The sequence below is a fragment of the Dokdonia donghaensis DSW-1 genome, assembly GCF_001653755.1.
In the GTDB taxonomy this organism is placed as follows: domain Bacteria; phylum Bacteroidota; class Bacteroidia; order Flavobacteriales; family Flavobacteriaceae; genus Dokdonia; species Dokdonia donghaensis.
In genome coordinates, this window is record NZ_CP015125.1 from 2,023,105 (window position 1) to 2,037,481 (window position 14,377).

A 14,377-nucleotide genomic window follows, 5' to 3' on the forward strand; every position below is an offset into this window, starting at 1 on the left:
TAACTACTCTGCTAGCTGCATTAACGTTTCGTAAACTTTATGTAGGGGCATACCCATCACATTAAAGTACGAGCCCTTAAGGCGAGTCACCGCGATATAACCAAACCATTCTTGTATACCATAACCACCAGCTTTATCATAAGACTGGTAATTATCTATGTAGTAATTAATCTCTTCTTCTGTAAGCTCTTTAAAGGTAACAGTAGTTGTGTCATTTATCACTGTTTGACTCTCTTTTGTGGTAAACGCTACAGAGGTAATCACCTCGTGACTATTACCAGAAAGGGCAGCAATCATCGCATAGGCCTCATCACGATCTTCTGGTTTGTTAAGTGCTACCCCATTAAACCATACTATGGTGTCACTGGTTACAAGTATATCTGTAGCTTGTAAGTCTGTAAAGGCTGCGGCCTTAAGTTTTGCTAGATAGTCTGTAATTTCTGCACCCTGTAAGTGATCTGGAAAAGTCTCGTCTACTGGTTTGAGTTGTATGGTAAAATCTAGGTCTAGTTCTTTAAAAAACTGCTGGCGTCTAGGAGAGCCAGATGCAAGTATTAGGTTGTGGTTTTTTAATTTTTCTTTAAGCATAGTAAATAGCGTGTATAAGTAATGGGATAATACATATACCTACAAACATAATTACTTTAAGAATGAGTGATACGTGTGAGAGTTCACTTTTTTTAGTTGCCTCCCATAATTTTGAACAGCAATACCCAAGCGGACCAATGATAGCAAAGAAAACTGTCGCAACAGCTATTTTATAATCATATAGAAAAGTGAATGTGTACCAACTTATAAATGTGATTATTATAAGTGTGAGTACCACAGAAAATCGCGCTGTGCGCTGCGCACCTAGGACTATAGGTAGCGTTTTATAACCCGCCACGTGATCACCTTGTATATCTTCTATATCTTTTACAAGCTCTCTTATAAGTGTGATAGCAAAGGCAAATATCCCTACAGAAATAAATACCATAAAAGCACCTAGTTGCTCCTCATTGTTACTTGTATTTGTAGCAGGTACAAGCTCAAAAAGGGGTACCAAAATAACTGAGAGCCCCACTAAGATGCTTACGAGCAAGTTACCTATCAAAGCATACTTTTTTATAAACCTAGCATAAAGGTATAAGGACCCTGCACTAAGTAAAAAGTAAATAAAATAGATAGGGTGTGCCATTAAGTTTGTGAGTATAAAACCTAAACCTAATCCCGTAAATGTAAGAGTAAAGTAGATGAGCTTTGCTTGTTTTTCATCTACAGAAATACCTACTATACGTTTTTTTGCTTTATTAATTTTATCTGCCACCACATCATAGATGTCATTTATGACGTAACCTCCAGCAGCAATGAGTACAGTGGCTAGTATGAGAAATAATAGCCCTAACGTGCTTAGTGTGATATCAATATCTTCTATTTGAGCAATGGCATAGCGTATGACACATTGCATAACAATGATCATAATAAGATTTTTGAATCTTATAAGGTTTAGATACTTCAACTAAGGGGTTAGGTTGTTTTAATTAAAAATACATAATATCTCGTTAATGAGCTGCTGCATCTATATTTTTCATCCAGTTGCCTTGCACTTTAAGTACTTGTTCTATCACATCTCTCACACAGCCCTTACCGCCGTTTTTATGTGAGATGTATTTTGAGATATCTTTTATCTCTTTTACCGCATCTTGCGGGCAGCAGGGGAGACCTGCAAATTGCATAACGGGATAGTCTGGTATATCATCACCCATATATAAAATATTTTCTGGTGCTATCTGCTTGTCTTTGAGGTACACCTCTAGGTGTTCCATCTTGTTATGAGCTCCCAGAGCAACGTCACTTATACCTAGTTTTTGTAGCCTTGAGCGCACACCCTCATCAGTACCACCACTTATGATGCATATATTGTATCCAGCATCTAGAGCCGCTTTTATTGCATATCCATCTTTTACATTCATTGTACGATGCATTTGTCCCTCTGTGGTAATATGTAGTTTACCATCTGTGAGAACACCATCTACATCAAAAATAAAGGTGGTTATGTCGTGTAAATATTCTTTATAGCTTTTTTCCATAGGTAGTGTATATTGCTTTTGTAAGGGTGTTATAAATATCCTTGTGGTCTGGGTTTTTTAGTAAATCTAGTTGCTTGTTTATCACCTCCTTGTCACCTCTTTTTGCAGGGCCTGTTTGACTATTTGTAGGGCCATTTTCTAAAGCCTTTTGTGCAGTTTTTAAAATAAGTGGGTGCAAGGTTTTTACATCTACTTCATATTGCTCGCAGATGTCTTGAGCAACGGTATAGCAGTGGTTTGTAAAATTATTTGCAAACACGGCAGCGAGATGGAGCTGTCTTCTTTGTACACTGTTTATTACTTGTACTGTATCAGAAATTATACTGGCTAGCTCGCGTAGCGTTTTTTCGTCTTCGTCATTTTCTGCCTCTACTAGAATTGGTATTTCGGCAAAGTGCAAAGAGACATCGTCTTTAGAAAAACTTTGTAGTGGATAGAAAACTCCTTTTTTATGCTTTCGCGAAAGCGTACTCATAGCCGTATATCCAGAGGTGTGTACCACAAGTGTGTTGTCAAAAGGTATTTGCTCAGAAACCTGTGCAATCATATCGTCACTTACTGCGATAATTGTAACATCTGCAGCTGTCAGGTTATTTATAGTTACGGTATGGCGCGCCATATGCTTAAAGGGATCAAGGCTGGCTTGTGATCTCCCTGCCACTTGCATTACAACGGCGTTGTTTTGTGCACCTAGTGCCTTTGCAAGATGCCAGGCCACGTTGCCTGTACCCACAATGTTTACTTCAATCATACTAGCAAAAATAGGCTTTTTTAAAACTGTTGAGCTTTCATATTTTATGAATCAATGTGCTAAGGTTTTTAGCCCCTCGTGGGTTATCTTTGCAGTCGTAAAAATTGGCCTGAATTATGCAAAAGAAAATTGCTTCTATTTTATTCTCCACACGCTTAATGGGGATTCTCTTTATAGCCTACTTTGTTGCAATGGCAGTAGGAACGTTTTTAGACCAAGGTCAAGAAACGTCACCTACACCATACTCAAGATACTGGATTTATGATGCGTGGTGGTTTACTCTTATACACATCTTATTTGTTGTGAACTTTATAGGGAATATATTCAGGTACAAACTACTGCGAAAAGAGAAGATAACTACGCTTATTTTTCACCTTTCTTTTGTGCTTATCTTAATAGGAGCGGGTATTACAAGATACATAAGTTATGAAGGGGTGATGCCTATAGAAGAGGGTGCCTCAGAAAATTCTTTTTTAAGCGAGAAAACGTATCTAGAAGTTTTTATAGATGGTGAACAAAATGGGCAGCCTATGCGTCGCGCTGTAGAAAAAGAACTCTCACTCTCACCAAGGCTAAACAATGACTTTACGTGGACAGAAGATTTTGTACACGATACAAATAACAGAAGTGATAAGACCACATTTAGGTTTGATTTTAACAAGTTTATAGATGGAGCACAAGATGGTTTTGTAGAAGATGAAAATGGACTATGGCATCTTAAAATAGTTGAAACCGGTACAGATAACCAGCGTCACGAGCACTTTCTTGTAGAAGGTGAGTTAGTAAACATACACAATGTACTCTATGCTTTTAATAAACCTACAGATGGTGCAATAAACATAGGTTTTGATGGAGAAAACTACACTTTTAAGTCTCCGTTTGCAGGTTCTGTAACTGTAATGGCAACACAAGATGAGAGCGAAGTGCCAGAAGATGTAGAGCAGCCGCTTAAACTACGAGCACTATACAACCTAGGAGGTAAGTTACTTGTGATACCAGACCAGGCTATACGCGGTCGTACTGGTATTGTGGCAAAGGAGGTAAAAGAAAAAAATCAAGAAGATGCACTCTTTGTAGATGTAACCGTAAACGGAGAGACTAAGACTGTAGGGTTACTAGGCGGTCGAGGTTATAGCAATGATAAAAAGCAAATAGAAGTAGGTGGGCACAAAATTTATTTAGCATACGGTAGTAAGGCTATGCCGCTGCCATTTTCTATAAAGCTTAATGAATTTATAGCGAGGAGGTATCCTGGTACACAAAACGTATACTCTTCTTTTGAGAGTAAAATTACTGTAGAAGATACAGAAGAAAGTTTTGATTACGACATCTATATGAATCACGTACTAGACCACAAGGGTTTCAGATTTTTTCAGGCAAGTTTCTTTCCAGATGAGTCGGGTACCATACTTTCTGTAAGTCACGATTTCTGGGGTACCTGGGTGACATATATAGGTTACTTTTTATTGTATATAGGTATGATGATGATATTATTTGATAAGGGGTCACGTTTTGGTGAGCTCAAAAGACGTCTTGATAAAGTAAAACTTAAGAAGTCTAAGCTTATGATGATTGTGTTTTTGATCGCTTTCGCGAAAGCGGGATACGCACAAGAAGATATATCTAATCAAACTACCGAAGTAAGTAACGGAAACGTAGTCGTACAAGATTCCGTTGCTGTAACTGGCGAAAACATAGGTGATATACTTGGTCTAGAAAGTCATACAGGACCACAGCACGAGCAGCGTATGCCATCTCAAGAAGAGATTAAAAAACTCATCGTTGAGAATGCTATACCCTTAGAACACGCAGAAAAATTTGGACGTCTTATCATACAAGAAGATGGGCGTATGATGCCTATTAATACATACTCAAGTATGCTACTACGTAAGTTAAGTAGAAGCGATACCTATGAAGGGCTTACGGCAGACCAGGTAATGCTCTCTATGATGGAAAACCCACAGATATGGAGCTTTGCAGAGATTATTTACTTACCTAAGGGTAACGATAGTTTACGTAATGTGATAGGAGTGCCGTCAGACAGGAAGTACTTTAAACAAATGGATTTCTTTACTTCAGATTTCAAGTATAAGCTTTCTCCATTTTTGCCAGATGCCTATGCAGAGGCAAACCCTACAAAAATTTCTAAAGAATTTATAGACGTCTCTGAGCGTATGAATCTTCTTGATAGAACGCTTGTAAAAGAGGTATTAAGAATTTTTCCAAAACCTGATGATTCAAATAATACTTGGATATCACCTATTCAAGTTAAAGATGTACCCTATAAGGCGACAGACTCTGTAATAGCAAATCAAATTTTTCCAGCATATTTATTGAGCCTCAAAAAAGGAAGGCTAAGTGGTGACTACTCAGATGCAGATAAAGTATTGCAGGGTATAGAAAAATTTCAACGTAGTCATAGTAACGATATTATGCCTTCTGTAGAGAAGCGTGATGCAGAGATTTTTTATAATAAATATGATGTTTTTACAAAACTGTACTGGATGTATATGCTGGCTGCAGTTTTTATGATGGTATTTGTAATAGCAGCTATATTTAAGCCTAATAAGTTCGTTAGTATAATGACTAAGCTTGGAGCTGCAGCTATTGTTGTGCTCTTTATCGTTCATACTATAGGTTTAATATGGAGATGGTATATTGCGGGGCACGCACCGTGGAGTAATGCGTATGAGTCTGTACTTTATGTGGGATGGGCAACAGTTTTCTTTGGTCTTGCCTTCGGGAGAAAGAGTCAACTTACTATAGCTAGTACAGCATTTGTAGGTGCTTTTATACTTTGGGCAGCCTCAATGAACTGGATGAATCCAGAGATTGAAAATTTACAAGCTGTATTAGATAGTTACTGGTTAATGATTCATACTGCTGTAATTGTAGCAAGTTATGGTCCTTTTACACTTGGAGCTATTCTGGGTATTGTATCATTACTCCTTATGATATTTACTACAGATAAAAACCGAGAAAAAATGGATCTCAATATTAAGGAGATTACTATTATTAATGAGCTTGCTCTTACTGTAGGGATGGTGTTACTAGCGATAGGTACTTTTTTAGGAGGGCAATGGGCAAATGAAAGCTGGGGGCGTTACTGGGGATGGGACCCAAAAGAGACTTGGGCGCTTATCTCACTTATCGTATATGCATTTGTGATACATATGCGTTTAATTCCAGGTTTACGCAGTAAATGGCTGTTTAACTTTGTATCTATCATCTCATTAGGAAGTATACTCTTTACTTACTTTGGGGTAAACTATTACCTCTCAGGATTACACTCATACCAAAGCGGTGGAGAGATAGCAGATCAAAAAATTCTAATCACAGCAGCAGTTCTTACGGTCTTTGGCGCTATATCTTACATACAGTATAGAAAACACTATGTCAAAAAGAAATCTGCTTAAAAGGCAAGATTTTGTAAATCACTAGAAGTCTCTAAACCAAGTTTGGTATAGAGGCTTTTTGTTAACTGGTTTAATCGATCTGTAGTAAGGTCATATTTTGAAGCGATAGCTTCATTACTTAATCCCTTGGCAATGTCATCTAGTATTTTTACCTCTATATTTTCTAGCTTAAACTGGTAAATAAGAGACTCCAGATAATCATCATCTGTATCTTGTATATTTCTATAGGTATTTAATTCTTTGAGTTCTTCTACATACCTTTTTATTTTATGCTTCATTATTACACCCGTAGTTTGTATTCCATAAAAAGAGAGTAGTAAGAGTACGGCGATTAGTGTAAAGTTTAGCAAAGCAATTCCTGCTCCGTCAAAAGTACTACGTTCAAGTAGCGTAATACCCAGTAAATGAAATACAAATACATTCACTAAGAAAAATAGGTTTACAGAGTAAATTAATGATAATACATAGCGTTTAGGTCCTTTTGCAATTCTTAATATAAGTATCCAGAGAAGAGCAGTTGCTAGAATAGAGCAAGAGTTTACGAGGATAAGACCCCATAGCATTTCTGTAACAATAAAAAAGAATAATGAAAAGGTGGAAATCGCTACTATTGAGAAAATAGACCACTTAATCCATTGCTGGTTGCTGCGTAACTTTAAATAGAAAACCATAAAGAACATTGCCATAAGCCCTACAGAGTAATGTCCTAAAGCTTCTAAGTAAAATGTATTACAAATATTGATACCTAAAAAGTTGAGAATATTGTCTTGTGCAATAACGCTCAAAAGAATACCGAAAATGATAAAAGCAAAGAATATAAACTTCGTATTCTTTACGATAAAGAAAAAGATGAGTGTTGCGATAAGTAGTGCGATACTTGTTCCATAAAAGAAGCCTATACCCAGCATATTTACACGATCATTTTTTGCATAGACACCTTCATTAGAAATCGTGATGGGAAAGTAAGCCTCTAGTGGAAAGTCACCCTTTAGATAAAGAGGGAAGCTGTGTAAATCTTTACTTATAAAGTAAGAAGGAAATCTTGTGTCCTTCATAATAGGTACAAGAGTACCATTATTATCATATAACTCTAACGTAGTTACGTGAGAAGTTTGTAGCTCTAATATCGCCCTAGGTTGAGAGATATTATTTATTTTAAACCAGTAAATACCATTATCAACTCCTAGGTTTTCAGAATGCAACTCTGTAAATTCCGCACGTTTTACACTTGTAATGGTGTGCTTTCCAGAAGCATCCTTAAGATGATAAATGGTCTCTGGTGGTATGCTCACACTGCATAGCAGGAAGCCTAAGAGAACCAATAGTAGTTTCATTTATTATAATTTGGGTTGGTAAATATATGTTAAACTACTAATTAAAACAAGTTAATCGATGAATTTGTGCATTTCATCGATTAACTAGAATGTTTAATATAAGAATTACACCATATCTTCAGGTCGTACCCACTCGTCAAATTCTTTGGCAGTTACGTATCCTAGATTTACAGCTTCTGTCTTTAATGTTGTACCATTTTTATGTGCCGTATTTGCTATTTCGGCAGCTTTGTAGTACCCTATTTTTGTGTTTAAAGCAGTTACTAGCATTAATGAGTTATCTAGTAATTCTTTAATTCTTGCATCGTTTGGCTCTATACCTGAAGCACAGTGCTCAGAAAAAGAAACACAAGCATCACCTATAAGTTGTGCAGATTGTAAAAGGTTAGAAGCCATCATAGGTTTAAATACGTTAAGCTCGTAGTGTCCTTGCATACCACCTACACCTATAGCCACATCATTACCCATAACTTGAGCACAAACCATTGTGAGTGCCTCACATTGTGTAGGATTTACTTTACCTGGCATAATAGAAGATCCTGGCTCATTTGCCGGGATACTTATCTCACCTATACCACTACGTGGTCCAGATGCCATAAGGCGTATGTCATTTGCAATTTTATTAAGAGATACCGCAAGTTGTTTTAACGCACCGTGAGTTTCAACGATTGCATCGTGAGCAGCAAGTGCTTCAAACTTATTATCTGCCGTACGGAACGGGTGACCAGAAAACTCTGCCATATACTCAGACACTAGCTTTGCATATCCTTTAGGAGTATTAAGACCTGTACCTACAGCTGTTCCTCCTAGAGCAAGCTCGGCTAGGTGATCTAGAGTGTTGTCTAAAGCTTTCAGTCCGTGATCTAGTTGTGATACGTATCCAGAAAACTCTTGACCTAGTGTAAGGGGAGTGGCATCCATAAGGTGCGTACGACCTATTTTTACCACGTTTTTAAAAGCATCTGCTTTCGCTTTAAGCGTGTCACGTAATGTGCGTACTCCTGGTATTGTGTTTTCTACAATCTTTTTATAGCCTGCAATGTGCATTCCCGTAGGGAACGTATCGTTAGAAGATTGTGATTTATTTACATCATCATTAGGCGCAAGTGTTTTATCACCTTCTCCTATTGTTTTTCCTGCAAGTTGGTGTGCTCTATTTGCAATCACCTCATTTACATTCATATTACTTTGTGTTCCAGATCCAGTTTGCCAGATTACTAGTGGGAACTGGTCATCGTGCATACCTGTAAGTATCTCATCACATACAGCAGCGATAAGATCTCTCTTTTCAACCTGTAGTACACCTAGCTCACAGTTTGTATAAGCCGCTGCTTTTTTAAGAATCGCAAAGCCGTGTACCACTTCAATAGGCATAGAGCCAGGAGCTCCTATTTTAAAGTTATTGCGAGAGCGCTCAGTTTGTGCTCCCCATAATTTATCTGCGGGTACTTTTACCTCGCCCATTGTATCTTTTTCGATTCTATATTCCATTGTGATTATGTTAGAAATTAGGAAGACAAATTTAAACATTTGGCTTCATTTTGCATCGTTGATAAGGTGTCAATAAATCTATTTTTTCTCTTGTGTGACATATATATTATCAAGTATCTTTGCTACAAATTAGAAAAGACACCATCCTATGTTCGATTTTGACCAATATTTAGGTTTTCTCGCATTTTTAACCATCCTTACTATAGGATTTTGGTTAATGATTTTCCTTCTTACTTTTGTAATCCCTTACTGGGTAGGAGGTTCATTTATTGAATTTATGAAAGAAAAAAGAGAAGAACGTAAGCTTAAGAGAGAGCAAGAGAACAACTAGTATCTCTCGCTTTTACGATATGTAACCTCCTGCAATTACTGTAGGAGGTTTTTTTTATGCGCTTTCGCGAAAGCGTACTCATACCCACAAAAAAAAGAGCCTCCGAAGAGGCTCTTTTATAATTTATAATGTATTGTGATTATTTCTTCACCTTTGTAAGGTCTACTTCATTACCATCTTTGTCTAGCATTTTTACCTCGTCAAAGCCCATATCTTTAAACTGAGCAAACTGCGTGGCAGCATCACCTACTACTAGGTATGCCATCTTATTTTCATCAAGATATTTATTTGCTAGTGCTTTGTGCTGGTCTAGTGTCATATTTCTAATAACATCTTCTTCCTTCTCAATATAATCTGTTGGAAGGTCGTAAGCGCTACGCTCTTGAAGCATACCTAGAAGGGCAAACTGCGTCTCAAAGCGGCGTGCATTAGATTTGATAAGGGCATTTTTTGTAAAGTCAAGGTCTTCTTGTGAGATACCTTCTTTATATGCCTTGATCTGGTCTCTAAAAATCTCAACAGATTCTCCTGTTGTATTAGTACGTACGCTAGATGATGCTGTAAATGTACCTGGTATTTTTGATCCATTAAAGTAAGTACGTGCTCCATAGGTATATCCTTTTTCTTCACGTAAAATAAGATTTACAGCTCCAGAGAAAGATCCTCCCAGTTTATAGTTCATCACCTCTGCAGGGTAGAAATCCTTGTCTGTACGAGCCATCCCGATGTAACCTATATTTATTACAGATTGCTTTGCATTAGGAATGTCTACAAATAGGAGTGAAGACTTATCTCTATTATTTGCTACTGGATATTCTGGTATGGTAACTTCTTTTGCTTCCCACTTAGACTCTAGGTCACTTAAGGCTGCAAGAGCATCGCTTTTATCTATTTTACCTACTATATGAAAACGGCTCACAGATGGTGAGAAGTTATTTGCATAAAAATCTTTAAGATCTTGCATTGTAATTGCTTCTACAGAAGCTACAGTACCACTAGTAGGGTATGAGAAGATATGATCGTCACCATAAAGCACTTTGTTATATACGTTGCTTGCCACCGCATTAGGGTTTGCAGAGCGACGTTTAATACTATTTATAGTAGCTGTTTTGATACGACCTAGCTCTTCTTCATCCCAGCGTGGCTCAAACAGAATTTCTTCTACTAGATCCATAGTTGCGGCAAAATTTCGCGTAAGCGTGTTGCCTTGTATTGTAATAGCCTCGCGCGAAGTGTACATATTAATACTTGCTCCTAGTAACTCGATAGCCTCTTCAAGCTCTTCAGGAGTTTTATTTGCAGTACCCTCCATCATTATATCTGTCATAAGGTTTGCAACCCCGTTCTTTTCCATACTATCTAGTAGGTGACCTCCTTCTATTACTAGGTTAAAGTTTACGGTAGGAATCTCATTTTGAGAAATTCCATATACATCTATCCCGTTAGACAGCTCTGCTTCCCAAGATTCTGGAATACTTAGTTTTGGTGCATCTCCTACTACTGGTGGCGTAGAACGATCTATTTTTGAAGGTGTTTTTGCAATTTCCTTTGCTTCATCTTCTACAACCTTAGTAACATTCTCTGTGATTTCTTCTTCTACCACTTCGGCTTTTACAGAGTTTTCTACAATAAGATCCATCTGTCCTTTAGGCACAAAACTAGTTTGTACAAAAGGCTTACCTTTTATGTAGGTGTTATACACACGCATTACATCTTCTTTTGTAACCGCCTTGATGTTTTCTATATCCTTCTCAATAAAGTCTGGCTCGCCAGCAAATACATTGTAACTCGCTAGTTGAAACGCTTTACCGTTTACACTGCTTATACCATTGTAAAACTGAGTTTCAAGACCTGCTTTAATGCGCTCTACATCTTTATCTGTAACGCCTTCTGCCTCAAACTTTGCAATACCTTCATCTATCGCAGCCTCTACTTGGTCTAGATCTACACCGCTATTTGCGGTGATGATAATGTGAAACTCACCCGCAATCTCTTGACTATTATTATATGCAATTGTTCTAGAGGTAAGGTCTTTATCTTTTACTAGCACTTTATATAAAGGTGCTTTTTTACCACTTGAGATAATTTCTGCAAGAAAGTCTAGCGCATATGCATCGTCTGTATACTGCTGCACTGTAGGGTACACACGGTGTAGTTGTGGTGCTTGTGCAAAGTTATCTTCGTGGTAAAGCTTCTTTGTTTCTGTGATTGTTACTGGTTGTGCTTCAAGTGGTGCAACCTCTTGACGTTTTTTAATTTCACCAAAGTACTTTTCAATAAGCGCCTTTGCATCTGTAGTTTTAAAATCTCCTGCTAGTACGAGTGTCGCATTGTTAGGACCATAAAACTTGTCATAAAACTCACGTACATCATCTACCGTAGCATTTTGTAAATCTTCTAGCTCGCCTATAACTTGCCAGTTATATGGGTGACCTTCTGGATAGATGTTTTTATCAAGAACCCAACTTGTATGCCCATAAGGATTGTTATCTACACGTTGTCTTTTTTCGTTTTGAACAACCTCTTGCTGATTTTCAAAGGCACTCTCTGTTACCGTATTAATTAAGAATCCCATACGGTCAGACTCTAGCCATAAAATAGTCTCAAGTGCATTGTTTGGTACCGTTTCATAATAGATTGTACCATCTTTCCAGGTACCACCATTAAGAGTTCCTCCTGCGTCTTGTACCGTTTTAAAGAATGAGTCTTGTGGCACATTTTCAGACTCTTGAAATAACATATGCTCAAATAGGTGAGCAAAACCGGTGCGTCCTGTTTTCTCGCGGTTAGAACCTACCGCATACTGTATCGCGAGTGATACAATAGGGTCACTACTATCTTGATGTAAGATCACGTCTAGACCATTCTCCAGCTCGTACTTCTCATAATCAATAGATAGTTTTGCATCCTCTACTACGGCGGTATCTTTATTACCCTCGCAAGAAGTACATAAGAGAGCAGTTACCATCACGGCAACAGCAATCATTTTAAAACTGTTTGATTTGATCATTTTTAGTGTTTTTTGATAATCCTCTAAGATAATAAGTAAGTAGGTACCGTCTCTTAATAAAATGTTAAAGAGTTAACAGTGTGGTTGTTAATTACGCTTTCGCGAAAGCAAAAAAAAAGGGAGATCGCTGTACACGATTTCCCTTTAGTAACGGTTTATTGGTTTCTAATTATGCAGTCTCTTCGAGAGATTTTGTATTAGAAGCTATGGTAGCTAGATTGTATACTACTAGACCAAAACCAATTTTATTAATAGCGTCACCTAGGTTGTAAACTACATCTAGAGATAATCCTCCAAAGATGCCTTCATACCATCCCGGTGTTCCAGCCATATACCCTATAGGGTAAATTGCCCATCCCACAAGAACAAACCAACATAGGGTTTTGTGTGCGCTTAGTACAGCTCCACCTGCTTTTACAGCAAGCTTTTTTGCGCTTCCTAGCCAGATGTCATAAACAATTACAAAGTATGCCGCTCCAGAGATTAATCCCCATAGCCACGCATTATCTCTGTCTACAGCCTCACCTATGTATCCGGTTACTAGCATAACAACAGATAAGAAAATCAGTCTCCACATAAGTGACTTTTTAGCTCCTGCAACTTTTAGTATTAGGAAAAACTCAACACACATAAGTGGTACAGTAAGAACCCAGTCTACATACCTAAAAAATGTAGGTGACTCAGCATTTGCTTGCCAGTAGTCGCGCATATACCAATAATGGACGGCGGCAATAAATGTAATCAAGCCCGACACCAGAATGGATGTTCTCCATTTACGGTCAAAGCTGTTCATAGATAAAAAGAAAAAGGCAGCTGCGGCCATCATAGCCATAGCTCCTACAAAAAACGTGAATGCAACATAATCATCTGATGCAATTTTGTCAAGTGCAGTACTTAATAGTAATAAATTCATAGCAATTATTTTTTTTGTTTAATCAAAGTTAATAATAATTAAACAAATTATCTTAAAACTATTATTAAATATTTAATTTTATATCGTGAAAAATATCAGAATCGTAATAACCTTCTTTCTTTTATGGCTAAGTATTCAATTTGACTCTGCTGTAGAAAATAGTATTGCTTATTTAGCCATCTTTACATTAGGCCTTGTACACGGAGCAAATGACATTAAACTATTAGAAAAAAACGTGTCTTCTTCTCCTAACTATACATATGTGATTTTAGGTCGATATGTGTTATTTGTACTCGCCATAGCGTTCTTATTTTATGCGTTGCCTACACTTGCTCTTATCCTCTTTATTATGGTGAGTGGTTTTCATTTTGGAGAGGAGCACTGGGACAAGCTCCTTATCATAAAGAATAAAGGTCATTATGTGTTCTTCTCGGCATATGGTCTCCTTATTTTGTTTCTTATTTTTTATTTTAACAGCGAGGAAACTACAGAGATCATAGCTATCATCACAGGGTTTACTTTAGATAGCTACTATTATCTAGTGGGACTTATATTTTTTGCTATCATAACTATCGCTTCGTTTATGATAGGTAAAGTGCAAATGAATGACGTAAGCTCCAAACTAGAAGAGTTTGTGCACCTTATTATACTCGCCATCGTGTTTAAAATGGCAACTTTACTATTATCATTTGCCTTATATTTTGTGGTATGGCACGCAATTCCTTCTATGAAAAGTCAGATTATCTATCTATACGGTAATACGAGCCAAAAATCTATTGCAGGCTACCTAAGATCTTCGCTAGCTTACTGGTTACTGGCCATTACTAGCATATCAATATTTTATTATTACGTAGGTGATAAGACCTATCTTTTTAATGCCATATTCTTTGCATTTTTGGCTGCTATTACATTTCCTCACGTCTGGATTATTAATTCATTACGCAAGTAGCTGTTACAGTACATATCCTATTAGCTTGCTTAAAAATGTATCATACCATCTGTAATATTATAGATAACTTTGATTATTAATTATAGCATTCACTAGCGTTGGCCATCACAATG

11 protein-coding genes are annotated in these 14,377 nt (G+C 37.3%); 3 read left to right on the plus strand and 8 right to left on the minus strand.

Going from position 1 to position 14,377, the window contains the following annotated elements:
- Positions 1–3: 3 nt before the first annotated feature.
- The 4 genes from I597_RS08935 to I597_RS08950 are packed head-to-tail and all read right to left on the minus strand — an operon-like array spanning position 4 to position 2,820.
- The gene (locus tag I597_RS08935) at positions 4–588 is read right to left on the minus strand and encodes a Maf-like protein (RefSeq protein WP_035325041.1); all 585 of its coding nucleotides are present in this window, start codon (positions 586–588) and stop codon (positions 4–6) included.
- Positions 581–1,498 (minus strand): geranylgeranylglycerol-phosphate geranylgeranyltransferase, encoded by a 918-nt coding sequence (locus tag I597_RS08940; protein ID WP_262485501.1) that lies wholly within the window; start codon positions 1,496–1,498, stop codon positions 581–583. The genes I597_RS08935 and I597_RS08940 overlap by 8 nt, the downstream gene beginning before the upstream one ends.
- A gap of 43 nt (positions 1,499–1,541) precedes the next feature.
- On the minus strand, positions 1,542–2,069 hold the full coding sequence (locus tag I597_RS08945) for a KdsC family phosphatase (protein WP_035325039.1): 528 nt from the start codon (positions 2,067–2,069) through the stop codon (positions 1,542–1,544).
- The gene (locus I597_RS08950) at positions 2,053–2,820 is read right to left on the minus strand and encodes a Rossmann-like and DUF2520 domain-containing protein (RefSeq protein ID WP_035325038.1); all 768 of its coding nucleotides are present in this window, start codon (positions 2,818–2,820) and stop codon (positions 2,053–2,055) included. Before I597_RS08950 ends, I597_RS08945 begins: the two co-directional genes overlap by 17 nt.
- Before the next feature lie 116 nt (positions 2,821–2,936).
- Between I597_RS08950 and I597_RS08955 the strand changes: the two genes are divergently transcribed.
- A complete protein-coding gene (locus I597_RS08955; RefSeq protein ID WP_035325037.1) occupies positions 2,937–6,236 on the plus strand; it encodes a cytochrome c biogenesis protein CcsA in 3,300 nt (1,099 codons plus the stop codon).
- Here I597_RS08955 and I597_RS08960 read toward each other — a convergent pair.
- Entirely contained in the window at positions 6,233–7,570 is a 1,338-nt protein-coding gene (locus tag I597_RS08960; protein WP_152594940.1) for a hypothetical protein, read from the minus strand. The genes I597_RS08955 and I597_RS08960 overlap by 4 nt on opposite strands.
- A gap of 105 nt (positions 7,571–7,675) precedes the next feature.
- Positions 7,676–9,061 carry a class II fumarate hydratase gene (gene fumC, locus I597_RS08965; protein WP_035325035.1) on the minus strand — a complete coding sequence of 462 codons (1,386 nt, stop codon included), beginning with the start codon at positions 9,059–9,061 and terminating at the stop codon, positions 7,676–7,678.
- Positions 9,062–9,209: 148 nt separating this feature from the next.
- On the opposite strand from fumC, the gene I597_RS08970 reads away from it, so the two are divergent.
- Entirely contained in the window at positions 9,210–9,392 is a 183-nt protein-coding gene (locus I597_RS08970; RefSeq protein ID WP_021779402.1) for a hypothetical protein, read from the plus strand.
- A gap of 139 nt (positions 9,393–9,531) precedes the next feature.
- On the opposite strand, the gene I597_RS08975 is transcribed toward I597_RS08970, so the two are convergent.
- Complete coding sequence (locus I597_RS08975) at positions 9,532–12,360, minus strand: M16 family metallopeptidase (protein WP_394357294.1); 2,829 nt, start codon at positions 12,358–12,360, stop codon at positions 9,532–9,534.
- Between the two features lie 211 nt (positions 12,361–12,571).
- A complete protein-coding gene (locus tag I597_RS08980) occupies positions 12,572–13,315 on the minus strand; it encodes a bacteriorhodopsin-like (protein ID WP_035325034.1) in 744 nt (247 codons plus the stop codon).
- An 85-nt stretch (positions 13,316–13,400) separates the two neighbouring features.
- On the opposite strand from I597_RS08980, the gene I597_RS08985 reads away from it, so the two are divergent.
- The gene (locus tag I597_RS08985; protein WP_052111718.1) at positions 13,401–14,264 is read left to right on the plus strand and encodes a Brp/Blh family beta-carotene 15,15'-dioxygenase; all 864 of its coding nucleotides are present in this window, start codon (positions 13,401–13,403) and stop codon (positions 14,262–14,264) included.
- The last annotated feature ends 113 nt before the right edge of the window (positions 14,265–14,377 follow it).

Coding starts and splice junctions, on each gene's coding strand:
- I597_RS08935 (WP_035325041.1), bottom strand. CDS start 588: ATGCTTAAAGAAAAATTAAAAAACCACAACCTAATACTTGCATCTGGC.
- I597_RS08945 (WP_035325039.1), bottom strand. CDS start 2,069: ATGGAAAAAAGCTATAAAGAATATTTACACGACATAACCACCTTTATT.
- I597_RS08950 (WP_035325038.1), bottom strand. CDS start 2,820: ATGATTGAAGTAAACATTGTGGGTACAGGCAACGTGGCCTGGCATCTT.
- I597_RS08955 (WP_035325037.1), top strand. CDS start 2,937: ATGCAAAAGAAAATTGCTTCTATTTTATTCTCCACACGCTTAATGGGG.
- I597_RS08960 (WP_152594940.1), bottom strand. CDS start 7,570: ATGAAACTACTATTGGTTCTCTTAGGCTTCCTGCTATGCAGTGTGAGC.
- fumC (WP_035325035.1), bottom strand. CDS start 9,061: ATGGAATATAGAATCGAAAAAGATACAATGGGCGAGGTAAAAGTACCC.
- I597_RS08970 (WP_021779402.1), top strand. CDS start 9,210: ATGTTCGATTTTGACCAATATTTAGGTTTTCTCGCATTTTTAACCATC.
- I597_RS08975 (WP_394357294.1), bottom strand. CDS start 12,360: ATGGTAACTGCTCTCTTATGTACTTCTTGCGAGGGTAATAAAGATACC.
- I597_RS08980 (WP_035325034.1), bottom strand. CDS start 13,315: ATGAATTTATTACTATTAAGTACTGCACTTGACAAAATTGCATCAGAT.